Source organism: Streptomyces sp. NPDC020299 (genome assembly GCF_044387825.1).
Lineage (GTDB): Bacteria > Actinomycetota > Actinomycetes > Streptomycetales > Streptomycetaceae > Streptomyces.
In genome coordinates this window covers 134,762-154,637 of the sequence record NZ_JBIRWL010000001.1, presented here as the reverse complement: position 1 = coordinate 154,637, position 19,876 = coordinate 134,762, and the positions used below count along the sequence as shown (strand labels likewise).

Genomic DNA, 19,876 nt, shown 5'->3' with positions numbered 1-19,876 from the left:
CACAGGTGACACACAGTTGGTCATACACTGATCACTCTGCGGCGCGCATTCGTAAAGGATTGTCATAGAAGACCGCGAAAGCGATCATTCCGGCTTTACGCGGACATGACTCATCCGTAAGGGTTCGTTCGGGGGCCCGACCAGCCCCCGTGGCGCGGGTCCAACCCCGCCATGCCTCAAGGCGGTTGGTGATCCCGGCTGCCTTCGAACGAAGGAACCCCACATAGTGCGTAGACCGCACATACGCAGCGTGGCTGTCGCCGTCGCGGTGGCGACCGCTGCTACGGGCCTGGCCGGGACGGCCTTCGCCGGCCCCGCCACGGGGGCGGCGCACGGCGTGGCGTCCTCGGCGACGAAGACCGCCTCGGTCGTGAAGGCGGCGCAGGCCGCCGCGTTCGCCCATGCTTCCGCGACCGGCGTGTCGCAGGGCGACGAGCTCCACGCCCAGGACGTCATGGTCGACCCGGAGGGCGCCCGCCACGTCCGGTTCGTCCGTACCCACAACGGAATGCCGGTGCTCGGCGGCGACCTCGTCGTCCACCTGTCCCGGCAACTGGCCTACACCGGTGTCACCCGGGCGGCCGACCACGCGGTGAAGCCGGCCACTCAGAAGGCCAAGCTGACGGCCGAGCAGGCCGAGCAGAAGGCCGCCGCGGCCGCCAAGGGCGACGCGGGCACCGCCGAACTCGTGGTGGACGCCCGGGACGGCGCCTCGGCCCTCGCCTACCAGGTGACGGTCACCGACAAGGGCAGCTCGCAGACGGTCGTCGTCGACGCCGTCACCGGCAAGGTGCGCAGCAAGACGCCCGACAGTGACGAGTTCCTGTCGCCGAAGCTGCTCGACACCCTGCGCGAGCGGGGCGAGACGATCGACCCGGCCACCGGTATCGGCACCGACACCAACACCGCCGGCCTGCTGGGCTCCGGCGTGTCCGGTGTCACCCACTACCCGGCGACCGCGCACGGCACCGGCAAGACCCTCTTCGTGGGCAATGTCGGCCTGACCACCACGGCGACCTCGCGCGGCCACTACCAGCTCAAGGACCCGAGCCGGTACGGCACCGAGACCCGGGACGCCAAGAACTCGGAAACCGAGAAGTTCAGCGCCGGTACGAAGTTCACCAACACCACCGACGTGTGGGGCAACGGCAAGACCACCAGCCGGGTCAGCGCCGCCGCCGACGCCCAGTACGGCGTCACCAAGACCCTGGACTTCTACAAGAAGACCTTCGGGCGCAAGGGCATCGCCAACAACAGCAAGGCAGCCCAGGCGATGGTCCACTGGGGCAAGAAGGTCGCCAACGCCTTCTGGGACCCCACCTGCAACTGCATGCTGTACGGCGACGGCGACGGCGACATGTTCAAGAAGCCGCTCGTCGTCCTCGACGTCACCGGTCACGAGCTGACCCACGGCGTGGTGGAGGCGACGGCGAAGCTCGAGCCGACCTACGTCGACGCGGACGGCAACCAGTACGGCGAGCCCGGCTCGCTGAACGAGTCGCTCGCGGACATCTTCGGCTCGAACGTGGAGTTCTACGCCAACAACGCGAAGGACACCCCGGACTACCTGGTCGGCGAGAAGCTGGGCCTCGCGCAGAAGTTCCTGCGCCGCCTGGACCACCCCTCGCTCGACCGGCTCGAGGGCACGATCGACTACTGGTCGGCGGACACGTACTACACCGAGGTGCACGCCGGTTCCGGTGTCTCCTCGCACGCCTACTACCTCCTCGCGGAGGGCAGCGGCAAGAAGAAGATCAACGGCGTGAACTACGACTCGCCGACCTACAACGGGTCCACGGTCAAGGGCATCGGCCGCACCAAGGCCACCGCCATCTTCTACCGTGCGCTGACTCGCTACATGGTCTCCACCACCGACTTCCACGACGCGCGTGTCGCGACGCTGAAGGCGGCCAAGGACCTGTACGGCGCGAGCAGCACCGAGTACAAGACGGTGGACAAGGCGTGGGCCGCGGTCAACGTCACCGCCGCCAACACGCCGGCCGCCCGCCACTGAGGCGGACGGACCACGGTTGACCCGAGTGCCCCGCGCCCCGGCGCGGGGCACTCGCGTGTCCGCCCCAACTGCCTTTCCACCGGCTCCTGTTTCTTTTGCCGACTCCTGTTTCTTTCATTGACAGCGGAAAATAATGGCCCTAGGTTCCCGGCCATGCCCACGACCTCCCGCACCGAGACGTTCCCGGCGCACACCCCGGCCGTCTCGCAGGTCTTCACCACGTTGCTGTCCCACGGGCCCCTGACCCGGCTGGAGGCGGCCCGCCGGACCGGACTGTCGGCGGCGGCCGTCACCAAGGCGGTCCGGCCCCTGCTCGAGGCCGGCTACCTGGTGGAGGACGCCGACCAGGAGGCCCGCCCCGCCCTCGGGCGCCCCGCGAACCTGGTGCGCGTCGACGGGGAACGGGCGCTGTTCATCGGCGTCAAGATGACCGGCGACGAGGCCATCGGCGTGCTGACCGATCTGTGCTGCCGGATCCGCCTCGCCCGGCGTGTCCCGCTGCCGGACCGGGAGACCCGGGCGGTGCTGACCTCGGTGGCGGAGCTGACGCACGAACTGAGATCGGCGGCCGATGACCTGGGACTGCCCGTGCTCGGCCTCGGCATCGCCGTCTCCGGGGACGTCGACCGCGCCGAGGGTGTGGTGCGCTACTCGCCCTTCCTGGAGTGGCGGGACGTGCCGCTGGCCGAACTCGCGGCACTCACCTGCGGGTTGCCGGCCATCGTCGACAACGACGTCCGGGCCCTGACCGTAGCCGAGCAGTGGTTCGGGGCCGGTGCCGGGCTGTCGGACTTCGCGGTGGTGACCGTGGGCGCGGGCATCGGCTGCGGTCTCGTGGTGCACGGGAAGGTGGTCGCCGGCGCGCACGGCGTGGCCGGTGAGATAGGGCATGTGGTCGTCGACCCGGCCGGACCGCCCTGCCACTGCGGCAACCGCGGGTGCGTGGAGGCGATCGCCGCGGAGGCGGCGATCGTGGCCCGCGTCCGGGAGGTGACGGGCCGCCCGGTCACCTGCGGCGCCGACGCGGTGGCGCTCGCCCACCAGGACGTCGCCGGTGTCCGCGAGGTGTACGCCACGGCGGGGGAGGCCATCGGCCGTGGCATCGCGACCGTGGCCAATCTGCTCGGCCCCGAGCGGGTGATCATCTCCGGTGAGGGGCTGGCCGCCTACGACCTCTTCGCCGAGCACATCCGTGACGCGTTCGCAGCGGCCGCCTTCGGCTCGGCCGCGCAGTGCGACGTGCGGACCCGCCCGCTCCCCTTCGAGGAGTGGGCCCGCGGGGCCGCGGCCGCCGCGATCCAGTCGTTCATAGCCCCCGACCCACGACCGAGCCGCTGATCCGACATCCCCTGGAGGTACGACCCATGCGGTCATCCTCGTACTCCGTCATGCCCGCACGCGCCCTGAGAGCCACGGTGGTCCTGGCCCTCGCCCTCGGCGTCGTCACCGTCGCCCCCGCGGTACACGCGGCCCACGCCGGGACCACCGCACCGGCCCCCGCCGCCAAGCCCTACATGGGCTGGTCGAGTTGGAGCATGCAGTCGTCCAAGTACCCCGGACTCAACCCGGACGGCGACTACAGCTACCTGACCGAGGCCAACGTCACCAAGCAGACCGACGCCCTCGCCGCCAAGCTGAAGAAGTACGGCTACGAGTACGTCAACATCGACGCCGGCTGGTGGCGCGACACCACCTGGAAACCCGAGTACGACCAGTACGGCCGGCAGAAGGCCGACCCGAAGCGCTTCCCCAGCGGAATGAAGGCCGTCGCCGACCGCATCCACGCCAAGGGACTCAAGGCCGGCATCTACCTGCCCGCCGGCCTGGAGAAGGAGGCGTACGGCGACGGGAAGACGCCGATCCTGAACGCCGACGGCTGCACCACCGCCGACATCGTCTACGGCGACCTGCGCACCACCAACGGCTGGGACAGCTCGTACAAGCTCGACTTCTCCCGCCCCTGCGCACAGAAGTACATAGACTCCCAGGCCCAGTTGATCGCCGGCTGGGGCTACGACTTCCTCAAGCTGGACGGCGTCGGACCCGGCTCGGGCAAGAGCGGCGACCAGTACGACAACGTTGCCGACGTGGCCGCCTGGAACAAGGCCATCGCCGCCGCCGGCCGCCCCGTCCACCTCGAGCTGTCCTGGTCCCTGGACATCGGACACGCCGCCGACTGGAAGAAGTACGCGAACGGCTGGCGCATCGACACCGACGTCGAGTGCTACTGCAACACCCTCGTCAGCTGGGAGAACTCCGTCGACGACCGCTGGGACGACGCCCCCGGCTGGACCGGGCACGCCGGTCCCGGCGGCTGGAACGACCTGGACTCCCTGGACGTCGGCAACGGCGCCATGGACGGCCTGACCAAGGCCGAGCGGCAGAGCTACGCCACCCTGTGGGCCATCGCCAAGTCCCCCCTCTACACCGGCGACGACCTCACCCGCCTGGACGACTACGGCCTGAAGCTCCTGACCAACCGCGAGGTCATCGCCGTCGACCAGGCCGACGCCCCGCCCGCCCGGCCGGTCACCCCCTCCGACGCCCAGCAGGTGTGGGCCGCGAAGAACCCCGACGGCACGTACACGGTCGCCCTGTTCAACCTGGCGGATTCGCCCGCGGCGGTGACGGCCGACTGGACGGCGCTGGGCTTCACCGGGAAGGCCTCGGTGCGTGACCTCTGGAACCACGAGGACCTCGGCGGCTTCCAGAACAAGATCACCGAGGCGCTGCCCGCACACGGCTCGCGTCTGTTCACCGTGACCCCGAAGGGGAGTGCCCTGACCTCGACCGGCTATGAGGCCGAGGCGAGCACCAACACCCTGAGCGGCAACGCCTCCGTCGCCGGCTGCGACGCCTGCTCCGGTCGGAAGAAGGTCGGAAACCTCTACCTCGGCGGCAAGCTGACCTTCAACGACGTCGTCGTGGACAGGGCGGGCACGTACCTGGTCATGGTCGCCTACATCAGCGGTGACTCGCGCTCGGCCACGGTGTCCGCGAGCACCGGGGGCTCCGGGAGCGGTACGAGCCACAAGTTCCCCTCGACCGGTGACTGGGGGACGGTTGCGGCGGTGAGCGTGCCGGTGGCCCTGAAGGCCGGTGCGAACACGATCACCTTCGACAGCGGCTCCTCGTACGCGCCGGACATCGATCGCATCGACGTACCCAAGTCTGCTCGCTGAACACTCCGTCGGGCCAGGCCGTAGGGGAACTGCGAGCCCGCTGTGGCCGGTCGCGCAGTTCCCCGCGCCCCTGACGGGGCGTTTCACCGAAGGGCACGCCATGGACAACCACCCCAGCAGACGCGGCCTTCTCGCTCTCGCCGCCGCCACCGGAGCCCTCGCCGGACTTCCCTCCTTCACCGCGAGTGCCGTCCCGCCGCGGTCCTCCGAGCCGCTCACGGCGTCTCGTCACCGGCTCTGGTGGCGGGCGCCCGCCGACGACGGCTCGATGATCGAGCAGGGTCTGCCCGTCGGCAACGGCCGTCTCGGCGCACTCGCGAGCAACGACCCCGGCCGCGAGCTCCTCCTGATCACCGACGCCACGATGTGGACCGGCGGGCTCAACGACACCCTCGACTCCGACGGCCAGTTCCCCTACGGCCGCGCCGACTTCGGCTCCCTCACCCTGCTCGCCCGGCTCACCGTCGAGATCCCCGACCACGACCTGGGCGCCGTCTCCGGCTACCACCGTGCCCTCGACCTCGACAACGGCGTGGTGACGACGTCGTACGTCCGCTCCGGGGTGACCTACCGGCGGCAGATGTTCGCCAGCCGCCCCGACGACGTGATCGTCCTGTACTTCGGCCAGGACGGCGGCGGGCGATACACCGGGACCATCACCCTCGAAGGCACGCACGGGGAGACCGGCGGCCAGGCCGACTCGTTCGCCGGGTCCTTCGCCAACGGGCTGACGTACGGGGCCGCCGTCCGCGCCCACGGCAGCGGCGGCAGCGTGCGCGTGAGCGGCTCGCACATCACCTTCACCGGCTGCCGGGAACTGACCGTCGTCCTCAGCGGCGGCACCGACTACGCCCCCGACGCCGCCGCCCACTACCGTGACCCGTCGCTCGATCCGCCGGCGCTGGCCCGCAGCAAGGCCAAGGCGGCCGCCCGGCATTCGGCGGACTCGCTGCTGCGCACCCACGCGGCCGACCACCGGACGCTGTCCGGGCGGTTCGACCTGTCGCTCGGCACCTCCACGGCGCGGCAGCGCGAGCTGGACACCTGGGAACGGATCCAGGCCCGCTTCGACACCGGACATCCCGACCCCGAACTCGAGGCCGCCTACCTGCAGTTCGGCCGCTACCTGATGATCGCCGGCTCCCGCGGCAGCCTCCCGACGGGCCTTCAGGGACTGTGGCTCGACGGGAACGACCCGGACTGGATGGGCGACTACCACACCGACATCAACATCCAGATGAACTACTGGATGGCGGACCGTGTGGGCCTGCCGTCCTGCTTCGACGCGTTCACCGACTACTGCGTGGCCCAGCTCCCCTCCTGGACGGACCTCACCAGGAGACTCTTCAACGACTCCCGCAACCGCTACCGCAACTCCAGCGGGAAGAACGCCGGCTGGACGGTGGCCATCTCCACCAACCCGTACGGCGGTGGCGGCTGGTGGTGGCACCCGGCGGGCAACGCCTGGCTGTGCAACTCCCTCTGGGAACACTACGAGTTCACCGCGTCGCGGGCCCATCTGAAGAAGATCTACCCGCTCCTCAAGGGCGCCTGCGAGTTCTGGGAAGCCCGGCTGATCACCCACACCCTGCCGGACACCGGCCGGGAGGTCCTCATCGCCGACAGCGACTGGTCACCGGAACAGGGCCCGCTCGACGCCAAGGGCATCACCTACGCCCAGGAACTCGTCTGGGCGCTCTTCGGCAACTACCGCACCGCCGCGGCCGAACTGGGCAGGGACGCCGACTACGCCCGCACCGTCGGCGCGCTACGCGAGCGCCTCTACCTCCCCGTCGTGAGCCCGAAGACGGGCTGGCTGGAGGAGTGGATGTCGCCCGACAACCTGGGCGAGACCACCCACCGGCACCTGTCCCCGCTCATCGGCCTCTTCCCCGGCGACCGCATCCGCCCCGACGGCTCCACCCCCGACGGCATCGTCAAGGGCGCCACCGCACTGCTCACCGCCCGCGGCATGAACAGCTTCGGCTGGGCCAACGCCTGGCGCGCCCTGTGCTGGGCCCGGCTGAAGGACGCCGGCAGGGCCTACCAGCTGGTCGCCACCAACCTGCGCCCCTCCACCGGCGGCGGCAACGGAACCGCACCGAACCTCTTCGACATCTACGAGGTCGCGCGGGGCCGCGGCATCTTCCAGATCGACGCGAATATGGGTACACCGACAGCGATGACCGAAATGCTGCTGTACTCCCGACCCGGCCGGCTGGAGCTGCTGCCGGCCCTTCCGGACGCCTGGGCCGCGTCCGGGTCGCTCACCGGGGCGGGGGCGCGGGGCGGTTTCGTCGTCGACCTGCGCTGGAAGGACGGCAAGCCGACCGAGGCCCGGATCCGGAGCGTCGGGGGCCACAGGACCGAGGTGGCGTACGGCGGCACCGCCCGGACGGTCACCCTGCGCCCCGGCGAGTCCGTCACGCTGAAGGACTTCGCCCGATGAGCCGCCGCGGCACGCGGTTCTGCCGCCTCGCGGCCGTCCTGCTGACCGTCCTCGCCTGCCAGACGGCCCCCGCCCGGGCGTCGGGCACGGTCGTCCCGCACGGCGTCGTCGTCACCTGGGCGGCGAGCGCCGACCGGCTGGGCGACGGCGTCGCCGACCGCTCCTACCGGCTGGTCGTGCACACCAGTGCCGCCGGGAGCGGCCTGCGGGTCCGGCTCTCCAACGCCTTCGGCGACCGGCCGCTGACCCTCGACAGCGTCTATGCCGGGGTCCAGGACCAGGGTGCCGCGCTGCGGCGGGGCAGCAACCGGCGGCTCACCTTCGACGGCGCCCGCACGGTCACCGTACCGGCGGGGGCCACCGTCTGGAGCGATCCGCTGTCCGGCGCCCTGCCCGCCGCGACCGACCTCGTGGTGAGCCTGCACAGTGCGGACGCGGCGGGCCCCGCCACCGGTCACGGCATGGCCATGCAGACGTCGTACCTCACCCAGGGCGATCACACCGGTGAGGAGAGCGCGGACCACTTCAGCGGCACGACCGGCTCCTGGTTCTACCTCGACGCCGTCTCCGTACGGCCGCCGAACAGGGCCACCGGCGCCGTCGTCGCCCTCGGTGACTCCATCACCGACGGCTGGCAGTCCACCACCGATCTCGACCGCCGCTGGCCCGACTACCTCGCCCGGCGCCTGAACACGGCCGGCAGCCCGCTCCGGGGGGTGGCCAACGAGGGGATCTCCGGCAACATGGTCCTGGCCGACGGTGCCGGGCAGAGCGCCCGGCACCGGCTGGAGCGGGACGTCCTGTCCCAGCCCGGTGCGCGGACCGTCTTCCTCTTCGAGGGCGTCAACGACATCAAGGCCCACAGCGGCGTCACCGCCCAGGACCTGATCGCCGGCTACCGGGAGATCGCCGACCGGGCGCACGCGGCCGGGAAGTGCGTGGTCGGGGCGACCGTCGGCCCGTTCAAGGGCTGGCCCGAATGGGACCCGGCGGCGGAGGCCGTACGGCAGGAAGTGAACGAATTCGTCCGCAACAGCGGGGAGTTCGACGCGGTCACCGACTTCGACCGCGTCCTGCGCAGCCCCTACGACCCCGAGCGCATCCTGCCGTTCCTCGACGGCGGCGACCACCTGCACCCCAACGACAAGGGAATGCAGGCGATGGCCGACGCGGTCGATCTGCACACCCTCGACTGCGCCGGCCCGTAGGAACTCAGCGCAGCGTTTCCGCCCAGTTGGCCGGGACCCGCCCCGCGGGACCCGGTGTGGGCTGGTCCGCCGGGTGGGCGGCCGGCGGGGCCAGTTCGGGGCCGGAGTCGTACACCTCGCTGGTGTCGTAGTTCCAGAACCAGGCCTCACCCGGCTCGAAGCTGCGGATCACCGGGTGGCCGGTGGCCTTGTGGTGGGCGGTGGCGTGCTTGGCGGGGGAGTCGTCGCAGCAGCCGATGTGCCCGCACGTCGCGCAGCGCCGCAGGTGGAACCACCAGCCGCCCGCCTCGTCGCACTCCACACAGCCGGTGCCGCTCGGCGGCACACTCGGGTCGATCGCGGACTCGCCGCTCATGCTGCCTCCTCGGGCGTCTCGGCGGTCAGGGGCAGCAGGACCTGGAAGCGGGTGTCGCCCGGCACCGACTCCACCTGGAGGGTGCCGTGGTGCTTGTTGACGACGATCCGCCAGGAGATGTCCAGACCCAGCCCGGTGCCCTGGCCCACCGGCTTGGTGGTGAAGAAGGGATCGAAGATGCGGCCGCGGATCTCCGGCGGGATCCCGGGACCGGTGTCCCGGAACTCCACCAGGAGCCGCTCGTGGTCCAGCGCGGTCCGCACGGTCAGGGTGCCGTCCCCGCCCGCGCCGTTGATGGCCGAGACCGCGTTGTCGATGAGGTTCGTCCATACCTGGTTGAGCTCCGCCGGGTAGGCGGGGATCTCCGGGAGCGTGCGGTCGTACTCCTTGACGACCCCGATGCGCGGGCCGATCTTGCCCGACAGCATCAGCAGGGTACTGTCCAGGAGTTCGTGCACGTCCACGACCCGGTAGGGCGCGCGGTCCAGCTGCGAGTACTGCTTGGCGGCATCGACGAGGTGCGAGATGCGGTTGGTCGAGTCGTCGATCTCGTTCATCAACAGCTCGGTCTCGATGGTGTAGTTGAGCCAGCCGACGGCCCCGGGCAGGATCTCCTCGCCTACGGCCGCCGCGACCTGCTCCAGCCAGTCGATGTCGAGCCCGGCCTGCACGAACGTCGGCGCGAGCTGCCAGCCGTAGTCGATGCCGTGGTCGTCCAGCCAGTCGGAGAGGGCGTCCTCGCGGTCCGAGGCCTCCAGCGGGCTGAGCGCCGGGGCCTTGGCGACCCGCTCGGCCGTGCGCTCCTGGATCTCGATCAGCTCCGCCAGCTGATCGCGGGAGAAGGGCCCTTCGGCGATCACGGCGAGCTTGTGCCGCATCTTGGCCACCCGCTCCCGCAGCGTCGCCGTGGCGCGCACGGCCGCCGCCGCCGGGTTGTTGAGCTCGTGCGTGAGACCGGCCGACAACGAGCCGAGCGCCAGCAGCCGTTCGCGCTGCCCGATCGCGGCCTGCGTGCTCTTCGTACCGAAGAACAACCCCTCCAGCAGGTGGACGGCCATCGGGAACCACTCGCTCATGATCTCGGCGAAGGTGTCGGCGGGCAGCACGAAGAACCGCGTCGGCTCCGTGACCCGCATCGAGTTGTTGTACACCTTCCGTACCCGGTCCCCGAGGTAGGCCTGCATGGCGCCCGAGTACGCCCCGCGCTGCGAGGTCCGCACGACCTCCACGTCGTCGCCGCCGACCCGGCGGGAGAGCACCACCGTGCCCTCGATCATCACGTAGAAGCAGGTCGCCGGATCACCCTCGGTGTACACCGGGCCGGGCTGGTACAGCTCCACCCGGCCCGCGGCGCAGAGGCGCCCGAGCTGCTCGGGGGCGAGCTTCTCGAACAGGAAGAGCGAGGCGACCTCCTGCGGGCTGCACGGCATCGGCTGCCCGCTCACGACTGCTCCAGGTACCGGTGGACGAGCATCACGGCCATGGCTCCCTCTCCGACGGCGGACGCGACCCGCTTGGCGGACTCGGCGCGGGCGTCGCCCGCCACGAACACGCCGGGCACGCTGGTCTCCAGGTGGTACGGCGACCGGTCCAGTTCCCAGCTCGCCGGCGGCCGGCCGTCGGCGCTCAGATCGGGTCCGGCCAGGATGAAGCCCCGCTCGTCCCGCAGCACCGTCTCGCCCAGCCAGCCGGTGAGCGGAGCTGCCCCGATGAACACGAACATCCACTGGGCGTCGACCTGTTCGCTGTCCCCGGTCGCCACATGACGCAGCGTCAGCCGCTCCAGGCGGTCGGAGCCGTGCGCGGAGTCGACCACGGTGTGACTGCGCACCGAGATGTTCGGGGCCTCGTTGATCTGCTGGATCAGGTAGTGCGACATCGACGCCGCCAGGTCGGGGCCGCGCACCAGCAGCGTCACCGACTTGGCGAACCTGGACAGGTACATCGCCGCCTGCCCCGCCGAGTTGGCGCCGCCGACGATGTACACGTCGTGTCCCTGGCAGGCGGCCGCCTCGGTCAGCGCGGAGCCGTAGAACACCCCGCACCCGGTCAGGTCGGTGCAGCCGGCAGCCTCCAGCTGCCGGTACTGCACGCCCGTCGCCAGGATGACGCTGTGCGCCGCGATCGCCGAGCCGTCCGAGAACCGCACGACCCGGGCCGCCCCGCTGATCTCGAGTCCCGTCACCTCGCGCGCGCTGAGGATCTCGGCGCCGAACTTGGCCGCCTGCCGCCGTGCCCGGTCGGTGAGCTGGGCGCCGGAGACGCCGTCAGGGAAGCCGAGGTAGTTCTCGATCCGCGAGCTCTGCCCGGCCTGCCCGCCGGTCGCCGACCGCTCCACGAGCACGGTCCGCAGGCCCTCGGAGGCCCCGTACACGGCCGCGCCCAGCCCGGCCGGGCCGCCGCCGATGACCACGAGGTCGTAGAAGTCGGCCGTCGGGGTCGTCGCCAGCCCCACCCGCGCGGCCAGTTCGGGCGCCTCCGGCTCGACCAGGGCCGTGCCGTCCGGGGTGATCACCAGCGGCAGCCGCTGCCCGTCCTGCCCGGCCACGGCCAGCAGCCGCTGTCCCTCCGGCTCCTCGGCCGAGTACCAGCGGTACGGCACCTGGTTGCGGGCCAGGAACTCGCGCACGTCCGAGGACCGCGCCGACCACCGGTGCCCGACGACCTTGGTGCTGGCGACGGCCCGGTAGTCGCTGTGCCGCCACGCCTGAAGCAGATCGTCCAGCACCGGATAGAGCTTCTCCTCCGGCGGGTCCCAGGGTTTGAGCAGGTAGTGGTCGAGGTCGACGACGTTGATCGCGTCGATCGCCGCGTTGGTGTCCGCGTACGCCGTCAGCAGCACGCGGCGAGCGCCCGGATACACGTCCAGGGCCCGTTCCAGGAACTCGATGCCGTTCATCTGCGGCATGCGGTAGTCGGCCAGGATCACCGCGACCAGGTCGCCGCGCAGCTTCAGTTCGCGCAGCGCGTCCAGCGCGGACTGGCCGGACTCCGCGCGCACGATCCGGTACGACTCCCCGTAGCGCCGCCTGAGGTCACGGGCGACGGCGCGGGAGACCCCCGGGTCGTCGTCCACGGTCATAATTACACCTACGGTAGACCTCTCAGGTGCCATAGAACGACCGTACGTGACGGGGAGGGCCATGGCGACGGCAACGGCGATCCGGGCAGCACGTGAGTACCTGCGGGTAGGCGACCACCAGAGCTCGTACGCGCCCTCGCCGAGCACGGCATCGACTGCGGGGTCCTGATGGCCCCGGTGATCCCGTTCCTCAGCGACGACCCGGCCCCGCTGCGCGCCGCCACCGTGCGCGCGATCGCCGCCTCCGGGGCCGCTCCCGTCACACCGCTGGTGCTGCATCTGCGACCGGGCGCCCGCGAGGCGTACAGCCGCTCGTAGCGGCGCACCAGATACGGGTGGTGCTGCGCCAGCCAGGCCATGAACCATTCAGGCGGCGCTCGGGGGCGGGCGTGCCCGGCTCCACCGTGCGCCACAGTGCGGGGTCGGTGAAGCCGACCGAGACGGAGATGCCGACGTCGGTGACCTTGGAGGCCTGCACCAGGAGGTCCAGGTCGCGCAGGATGAGCGTGCCCTTCGTCAGGATCGAGAAGGGGTTGGCGTGGTCGCGCAGGGCGGAGATGATCCCCGGCATCAGGCCGTAGTGGCCCTCGGCGCGCTGGTAGCAGTCGACGTTGGTGCCCATCGCTATGTGGTCGCCCTGCCAGCGGCGCGAGCCGAGCTGGCGGCGCAGCAGGTCCGGCGCGTTCACCTTGACCACGATCTGCGAGTCGAAGCCGAGGCCGGTGTCGGGGTCCAGATAGCTGTGCGACTTGCGGGCGAAGCAGTACACGCAAGTACTGCTTCTCCCTCGGTATCTTCTCGTGTCCGAGGCGGGAGGCATGAGGCAGGCTCGTTAAGTCCTGTTTGCGGGTGATCGTGCAGGTCAGGCGATGTCGAGTAGGTCGAGCGGCCTGTTGAAGGGGTCGTGGCCGCCGCGGTCCGGGCTCTGGGCCTGAGCCGGGGGTGCTTCAGTCGAGCTGCGGCTGACGGCGAGCGGTCCCCGCGTGATCGAGGTCAACGGTCGGCCGGCGGGGGACCTCGTACCACTCCTCGTCGAGCGGACCACCGGCATTGAGCTGTACCGAGATTTGTGGAGTCTCCGGACTGTCCCGAGTTGGGTGAAGTCGAGTTGCTTGGTTTTCAGGCTACTGGTGGGGTGCGGAGTTCGTACTCCACCGGGCTGAGCATGCCGAGTGCCGAGTGCCGAGTGCCGACGCTGTCGGTTGTGGAAGATTTCCAGGTACTCGAAGAGCGCGGTGGACAGTTCCAGCCGGGTCCGCCACCGTCTGCGGTTGAGCAGTTCGACCTGGACCCGACCCCGGCGCAGTAATGTGCTGGGGCTACCCGACAACACGGTGGCCGACCATCTGCGGGTGTTGAAGGAGGCGCTCGCGCAGATACCGGACTCCTCCCACGCCAAGATCCTCGTCCGGGTCGACGGCGTCGGGGCCACCCGCGGCCTCGTCGATCACCTCGAATCGCTGAACACCGCCCGGCGCACCGTGCGTTACAGCGTGGGATGGAAGATGACCGACACCGGCGAACAGGCGATCGCCCAACTTCCCGAGACGGCGTGGGAGGCCTCGCTGCAACAGGACGGCACACTGCAGGAGGGCTACTTCCTGGCAGAGCTCACCGAGGTGAACACCCGGGAAGGCTGGCCGGAGGGAATGCGCCTGATCGTCCGGCGGGTTCGCCCCTCGGGACGGCAGCTTGCGAGACTCACAGACTTCGAGAAGAAGACCGGCTGGCGCTACAGCATCACCGCGACCAACATCCGGCACATGTGGGGCATCGCCGGCTCCCGCCGGCCGCAGTTCCTGGACGCCCTGCACCGCGACCACGCCGAGGTCGAGGGCCGCGTCCGCACGAACAAGACGATGGGACTGCACAACCTCCCGTCGAAATCGTGGGAGATCAACCGGGGTTGGATGCCGGCCGCCAACCTCGCCTGCGATCTGGACGCCTGGGTCCGCCTTCTGGCCCTGCACGACATCGAGGACCTGCCCCACGCCGAGCCGGACACCATGCGCTTCCGGCTCTACCACCTGCCCGCCCGTCTGGCGAGACACGCCCGCAGCCGGACCCTGCGGATCGACGCCTCCTGGCCGTGGGCCGCGGCGTTCACCACCGCCTGGGCCCGTCTGACCGATCTCCCGGCCGCCACCTGACGGCCGCCCTTCGCCCCGACGACGACCAGGAAGGAGCAGAACCAGCATTCTCCCGGGCCCGTGGAACCCGGCGCGCCCGCGGCGTCACGCGACGGCCCGTCCTCGAACGGCAGAGGACATTACGGGCAGCCAGCCGAGCCGACCGCTGTCACGCCACAGCTGAAGAATCGAGGTCAAGAATGCCGTCGTCGAGCACGGCGCCACCCTCGGAATCGACGTCGAAGTCGTCAACCGGAATCCGGAGAGCCGCGGCTTTCAGGTCGTGAAAAGGCGCTGGGTGGTGGAGCGGAGTATCGGTTGGATCATGATGCACCGCCGCCTCGCCCGCGACTACGAGACCCTCACCGCCAGCTCCGAGGCCGTGATCCACATCGCCTCGATCGACAATCTCGCCAGGGGGACTGTCATGTCGATGCGTGGGTGACCTCGTGGGCCCGCTCCCACAGCCGGGCACCGAGATCCGGGTCCGCGGCGGGGGCACGCAGCGGCTCCGGCTCAAGCCGGTTGTAGAAGACGTTTCTCAGTCTGCTGCGGTCGGTGGTGGCGATCTGGACGATCGGCTCCGCGCCCTCCTCCGGTGACTGCGTCAGGCGCCGACCGATCCAGCTTGCCTTTACTGCCGTGACCAGTGCGGAGTTGCGGTCGAAGCCGGAGCGGACGGTGCCTGGGTGGAACGCAACAGCAGTCATTGTGTCCGGTGCCCGGCGGTTGATCTCGGCGGCGTGTATGACACTTGCCAGCTTCGATGCGTTGTACGAGCGCATCTGTCCGTAGCGGCTCCGATTCAGGTCCAGATCGTCCGGGTCGAGCCTGCCGAACCGGTAGAGACTGGAGCTCGTGTTGATGACAAGAGCAGAGGGAGCCTGCAAGAGCTTCTCCCAGAGAAGCGATGTCAGCAGGAAAGATGACAGAAAGTTGACCTGCACAGTCAATTCATGACCGTCCGGAGTCGTTTCCCGTTTAGGTGAAACGACTCCGGCGTTGTTGACCAGGATGTCTATGCGCGGTAGGCGGGAGTTCAGGTGCTGAGCGAGTTCGCGCACCTCACTGAAGCGTGCGAAGTCCGCGGGAAGGGCGGTGCCGCCGACTTCGTCGGCGACAGCGCGGGTTCTGGTCACCGCACGGCCCACGACTACGACTGACGCACCCATCGCGGCCATCCGCCGTGCCGCGGCTGCGCCGACGCCGGAACTGGCACCGGTGACGACGGCGGTCAGGCCGTCAAGTGTTTCTGCTGCCATGGACCCGACGCTAGGTCCCGGGGCGAAGCCGAGGAAGTGAGCCATGGCCCTGGTGCTGTCGGCACCAGGGTCCGGAGCTCGTTCCGGCTTATCCTTGCCCCATGGATGACCGCACCGTGAATCTGCTGGGCGATTACTTGCGGGCTCGTCGCGAGCTGGTCCGTCCCACAGATGTCGGTCTTCCTGAGACCCCACGTCGGCGCGTGCCTGGCCTGCGCCGCGAAGAAGTTGCGACGCTCTCCGGTATCAGCGTGGACTACTACCTCGGGCTGGAACAGGGACGTGACCGGCGGCCGTCCGCGGAGATCCTCCGGGCGCTCGCTCAGGCTCTACGGCTCGACGAGTCCGCAACCACACACTTGTTCGCGCTCGCCAATTCTGTCCCGCGTTCGCGCGGGAGTGCTCACAGCAATCGGGTGTCTCCAACCTTGGCTCGGTTGATCAACTCCTGGCCGGCGACGCCCGCGTACGTGCAGACCCATACGTTCATGGTGTTGGCGGCGAATCCGCTGGCCCAGGCTCTCTCGCCCGCGCACACACCGGGGACCAACCTCGTCCGAACCGTGTTTTTGGAGCCGAGTAACTTCCTGGTCGAACCGGATCCGCGTGAGGACTTCGTGGCGTGCCTGCGCGGGCTGGCCGGCACGGAGATGGACGATCCGGACCTGGAGACGCTGGTAGAGGAATTGTCCATGCGTAGCGAGAGCTTCCGACGTCTCTGGGCCAGGCATGATGTCCGGGGCCGAACCAATGGCAGGGCAACGATCGTTCACCCGCGGGCCGGTACCCTCACCCTCGATCTCGAACGGTTTCTCGTGCCCTCCGCGCCGGGCCAGCAGTTGGTGGTCTATTCCGCAGAGTCGGGCAGCAGGTCCTATGAGGCGCTGCGTCTGCTCGCGGAACCAGCCGTCTGACAAGCCGTCGTCATCGCGTCGGCCGCTCGTGGTGCGGGTGCCTTGCCTCCCCTACCCCTCAATGTACGTCGCGGCGAGGTTCTTGCGGGCGAACCGCAGCCACCGGGCCTCGGAGCGGAAGCCGAGCAGTGCCTGCGCGACCGCGAGCGTGACCAGCTCGGCATCGCTCAACTGCGGTGGGCAGCCCATCCATCGCTCCGCCTCCAACTCGTCGTCGATCTTCACGTGCAGTGCGGTCAGCAGGGCGTCCAGGTCTTCGGTCTTCACTCAATGATCCACTTTGCTTCGGTCGACAACCCCACCAGGCGCATAGGGGACGAGACCGCCCCCACCAGGCCAGGAACGCACTAGGGCATCAAGGGCAATCTGCCTACTTCAAACGCCCTCTGAGGTCCGGCGCGTAAGACCGGAGGAGCCGCGAGGAGACGGCGCTGCAAGGAGTGGACAGGGGGCTCGGCGACGATGGCCGTCGAGCCCCTGCCGGCCTCAGTGGAAGACCCGCTCCACGAACGCGTCGAGGTTGCCGCGCAGGCGCTCGATCTGCTGCTCGATAGTGAGGGACTCCTCCATGCGCCCGCCCGGTGCCGCCTTCTTCCTGCCCCGTACGTACAACGAGCAGTCCAGGTCGGCGCAGATGTAGAGGCCCACCGAGTTGCCTTCGCGGCCGGCCGGGCCTGCCTTGGGGGCGGTCATGAGGGAGACACCGCTGCCGGGATGCGTGGTCAGGCACAGCGAGCACAGGCTGCGGCGCAGGAAGCCGCGGTTGCCGGAAGCGGAGCGCAGGGACAGGCCGACGAGTGCATCGGCGCGTTCGACGACGAGATACCTGCGATCGGGTGCGGACAGATCGAACCAGCCCAGGAAGTCCAGGTCGTCCCAGTGGTCGAGGTCCGCCAGGTTCTTGGGCAGGGGGAGGCGTTTGGCCTCGCCCTTCGAGCAGTTGACGAACGAGGTACGGATGTCGTGCTCGGTCAGGCGTTTCATGGAGGATCCCTTCGAGAGGTGAGGTGGACGGTGGCGGGACACGACCCCGGCTCGCTAGGCCGGTGCGTCGTTTCCGGCGTGCTTCGGCGTCTTGTGCCGTACGGTGAGGCCCGCTACCAGGGCGGCGAGCAGCAGGACGCTCGCCGAGCACCAGTAGGCGACGGAGAAGCCGTGCACCATGCCTTCGTCGAGGGTCGCGCCGTAGTGGGCCGGATCGTGCACGTGCGAGTGGACGTAACGGCTGGTGGCGCCGGTGGCGATGGTGTTGAGCAGTACGGTGCCCAGCGAAGCGCCCATCTGCTGAACGGTGTTAAGGACAGCCGAGGCCACGCCGGCGTCCTGCGCGGGCACGCCGGCGGTGGCCGTCGCGTAGACCGGCATGAAGGTCAGGCCCATGCCCAGACCGAGCAGCAGCAGGGCGGGCAGCACGTGCGGGACGTACTGCGCATGCACGGTCAGGCTGCTGAGCAGCACCATGCCGGCGGCGGCCAGCACCATGCCGGACGACATCAAGGTGCGCGGCGCCGTGCGTGGCAGCAGGCGGGCCGCGATCTGGGTCGCGCCGATGACGATACCGGCCGAAATCGGCACGAAGGCCAGGCCCGTCCGCACCGGCGGGTAGCCGAGGACGACCTGCAGGTAGTACGTCAGGAACAGGAAGACGCCGAACATGCCGATGGTGGCCAAGCCCATCGTCGCGAGCGATCCGGCCCGGACACGGTCCTTGACGATGCGCAGCGGCAGCAGCGGGCTCGCCGCGCGGCTCTGCCACCACACGAAGGCAGCGAGCAAGATCACGCCGGCCACGAGCAGCGTGAGCACCGACGGGCTGGTCCAGCCGCGAGGTTCGGCTTCGCTGAAGCCGTACACGAGGGCGACGAGCCCGCCGCAGCCCAGCAGCGCGCCCGGCACGTCCAGGTGCCCGCCCCGGCGGCCGGAGCGGTCGCGCAGGAAGGCCGGTGCGCCGAGCAGGGCGGCCAGCGCGATGGGCACGTTGACGTACAGGGACCAGCGCCAGTTCAGGTACTCGGTCAGCAGACCGCCCACGATCAGCCCGACCGCGCTGCCGCCGCCGGCCAGCGCACCGTAGACCCCGAACGCCCTGGCCCGCTCCTTGGGGTCGGTGAACGTCGTCGTCAGCAGCGACAGGGCCGAGGGCGCCAGGACCGCCGCGAACGCACCTTGCAGGGCCCGCGCCGCGAACAGCATCCCGGGACCGGCCGCCGCGCCGCCCAGCGCGGAGGCCGCGGCGAACCCGGCCAGGCCGATGACGAAGGTGCGCTTGCGGCCTACCAGATCGGCGATCCGGCCGCCGAGCAGCAGCAGCCCGCCGAAGGCCAGCGTGTAGGCGGTGATCACCCACTGCCGGTCGGCGTCCGACATGCCGAGAGCGCGCTGGGCGGAGGGCAGCGCGATGTTCACGATGGTGCCGTCAAGGATCACCATCAGCTGGGCGAGGGCGATGACGGCCAGCGCCCACCAGCGCTTCGGATCCGGTGCCGGTGCCGGAGTCGCGGCGGGAACCTCGCGGTCCGGGGAACGGTCGGTGGCCGTGGAAGGGGCGGACGGGAGGGATTCCCCTCCGGGACGTTCGGGACGTTTCTTGCTCATGGCGATCACGCACGTTTCGTGTCGAAGTGCTGTCGAGACAGCCGGCCAGGGACGGTCGCAGTGGTGACGACGGGCCGGTGTACGCAGCACGGGGACACGGCATGGCGGTGGGGCAGCGGGAACCGCGGACAGCACCCGGGGCCTGCCTCACCAGCTGCGTGTCACTCACGCCGGCGCTCTTGCTGGTCGTGAGGCGGAGAGTGCCGAGATCACGGTGACCAGCAAAAGAAGGGCCCGTCTTCGGGCACGCGCCCCCGCGGCCCGCGTGGCGACGAACCGCGCTGGCCAGGACATCTCGTGACGCGGCATCTCAGGAAGATGCCGAAGACAAGAAACAGGAAGGGGGAAGAGTTACCGCGCGCCGCAGAGGAGGGAGGGCACACGGCCGGAGGCAACTATGGCCGCAACGCATTCGGCACGGTCCATGTCTCTCGCCTCCTTCCGGGCAGGGCACGCGGTGCGTGTCGACGCCGAGCGCGCCGAGTGGGGCGGCAGAGAACCTGCCGCGCGAAATCCCGGACAGGGTATCCCATCGACGCCACCGCGCGACCGGAATTGCCGACCGCCCGCACACACGGAAGGGGGTTGTGGGGCGGGCGGGGGCAAACCCCCCCCCGGGGGGGGCCCCCCGGGGGGGGTGGGTGGGGGGGGGGGTCCCCGGGGGAGGGCGGGGGGGGGGGCCCCGC

Annotated in this window: 13 protein-coding genes and 4 pseudogenes; 8 read left to right on the top strand and 9 right to left on the bottom strand. The window is 70.0% G+C overall.

Features of this window, described 5'->3' with window-relative positions; genetic code table 11:
- Positions 1–250 precede the first annotated feature (250 nt).
- From ACH45E_RS00705 to ACH45E_RS00685, 5 genes are all read left to right on the top strand, one after another.
- The gene (locus tag ACH45E_RS00705; RefSeq protein WP_361436764.1) at positions 251–2,014 is read left to right on the top strand and encodes a M4 family metallopeptidase; all 1,764 of its coding nucleotides are present in this window, start codon (positions 251–253) and stop codon (positions 2,012–2,014) included.
- Between the two features lie 153 nt (positions 2,015–2,167).
- A complete protein-coding gene (locus ACH45E_RS00700; RefSeq protein ID WP_361436767.1) occupies positions 2,168–3,352 on the top strand; it encodes an ROK family transcriptional regulator in 1,185 nt (394 codons plus the stop codon).
- A 26-nt stretch (positions 3,353–3,378) separates the two neighbouring features.
- Positions 3,379–5,196 (top strand): carbohydrate-binding protein, encoded by a 1,818-nt coding sequence (locus tag ACH45E_RS00695; RefSeq protein WP_361436770.1) that lies wholly within the window; start codon positions 3,379–3,381, stop codon positions 5,194–5,196.
- Between the two features lie 100 nt (positions 5,197–5,296).
- The gene (locus ACH45E_RS00690; RefSeq protein ID WP_361436773.1) at positions 5,297–7,645 is read left to right on the top strand and encodes a glycosyl hydrolase family 95 catalytic domain-containing protein; all 2,349 of its coding nucleotides are present in this window, start codon (positions 5,297–5,299) and stop codon (positions 7,643–7,645) included.
- Positions 7,642–8,853: an SGNH/GDSL hydrolase family protein gene (locus tag ACH45E_RS00685; protein ID WP_361436776.1), complete on the top strand. Its 1,212-nt coding sequence runs from the start codon at positions 7,642–7,644 to the stop codon at positions 8,851–8,853. The genes ACH45E_RS00690 and ACH45E_RS00685 overlap by 4 nt, the downstream gene beginning before the upstream one ends.
- A gap of 4 nt (positions 8,854–8,857) precedes the next feature.
- On the opposite strand, the gene ACH45E_RS00680 is transcribed toward ACH45E_RS00685, so the two are convergent.
- The 5 genes and pseudogenes from ACH45E_RS00680 to ACH45E_RS00660 all read right to left on the bottom strand — a co-directional run.
- Positions 8,858–9,208, bottom strand: coding sequence for a UBP-type zinc finger domain-containing protein (locus tag ACH45E_RS00680; protein WP_361436779.1), 351 nt, complete (start codon positions 9,206–9,208; stop codon positions 8,858–8,860).
- Positions 9,205–10,653, bottom strand: coding sequence for an ATP-binding protein (locus tag ACH45E_RS00675; RefSeq protein WP_361436782.1), 1,449 nt, complete (start codon positions 10,651–10,653; stop codon positions 9,205–9,207). The genes ACH45E_RS00680 and ACH45E_RS00675 overlap by 4 nt, the downstream gene beginning before the upstream one ends.
- On the bottom strand, positions 10,650–12,323 hold the full coding sequence (locus ACH45E_RS00670) for an FAD-dependent oxidoreductase (RefSeq protein ID WP_361436785.1): 1,674 nt from the start codon (positions 12,321–12,323) through the stop codon (positions 10,650–10,652). The genes ACH45E_RS00675 and ACH45E_RS00670 overlap by 4 nt, the downstream gene beginning before the upstream one ends.
- Positions 12,299–13,119, bottom strand: a pseudogene (locus ACH45E_RS00665) (hypothetical protein); the annotation flags it as partial. The gene ACH45E_RS00670 and the pseudogene ACH45E_RS00665, both read right to left, overlap by 25 nt.
- A gap of 348 nt (positions 13,120–13,467) precedes the next feature.
- Positions 13,468–13,581 (bottom strand): annotated as a pseudogene (locus ACH45E_RS00660) (IS3 family transposase); the annotation flags it as partial.
- Here ACH45E_RS00660 and ACH45E_RS00655 point away from each other — a divergent pair.
- Positions 13,526–14,440, top strand: a complete 915-nt coding sequence (locus ACH45E_RS00655; RefSeq protein WP_399039690.1) for a transposase — start codon at positions 13,526–13,528, stop codon at positions 14,438–14,440. The pseudogene ACH45E_RS00660 and the gene ACH45E_RS00655 sit on opposite strands and share 56 nt — an antisense overlap.
- 175 nt (positions 14,441–14,615) lie before the next feature.
- Positions 14,616–14,864, top strand: a pseudogene (locus tag ACH45E_RS00650) (transposase); the annotation flags it as partial.
- Here the strand turns inward: ACH45E_RS00650 and ACH45E_RS00645 are convergent.
- A complete protein-coding gene (locus tag ACH45E_RS00645; protein ID WP_361436788.1) occupies positions 14,845–15,681 on the bottom strand; it encodes an SDR family NAD(P)-dependent oxidoreductase in 837 nt (278 codons plus the stop codon). The pseudogene ACH45E_RS00650 and the gene ACH45E_RS00645 overlap by 20 nt on opposite strands.
- 101 nt (positions 15,682–15,782) lie before the next feature.
- On the opposite strand from ACH45E_RS00645, the gene ACH45E_RS00640 reads away from it, so the two are divergent.
- Positions 15,783–16,595, top strand: a complete 813-nt coding sequence (locus ACH45E_RS00640) for a helix-turn-helix transcriptional regulator (protein ID WP_361436791.1) — start codon at positions 15,783–15,785, stop codon at positions 16,593–16,595.
- Positions 16,596–16,670: 75 nt separating this feature from the next.
- On the opposite strand, the pseudogene ACH45E_RS00635 reads toward ACH45E_RS00640, so the two are convergent.
- From ACH45E_RS00635 to ACH45E_RS00625, 3 genes and pseudogenes are all read right to left on the bottom strand, one after another.
- Positions 16,671–16,862, bottom strand: a pseudogene (locus ACH45E_RS00635) (IS982 family transposase); the annotation flags it as partial.
- Between the two features lie 219 nt (positions 16,863–17,081).
- On the bottom strand, positions 17,082–17,579 hold the full coding sequence (locus tag ACH45E_RS00630) for an FBP domain-containing protein (RefSeq protein WP_361436795.1): 498 nt from the start codon (positions 17,577–17,579) through the stop codon (positions 17,082–17,084).
- 54 nt (positions 17,580–17,633) lie between these two features.
- Complete coding sequence (locus ACH45E_RS00625) at positions 17,634–19,190, bottom strand: MFS transporter (protein WP_361436798.1); 1,557 nt, start codon at positions 19,188–19,190, stop codon at positions 17,634–17,636.
- Positions 19,191–19,876: the final 686 nt, after the last annotated feature.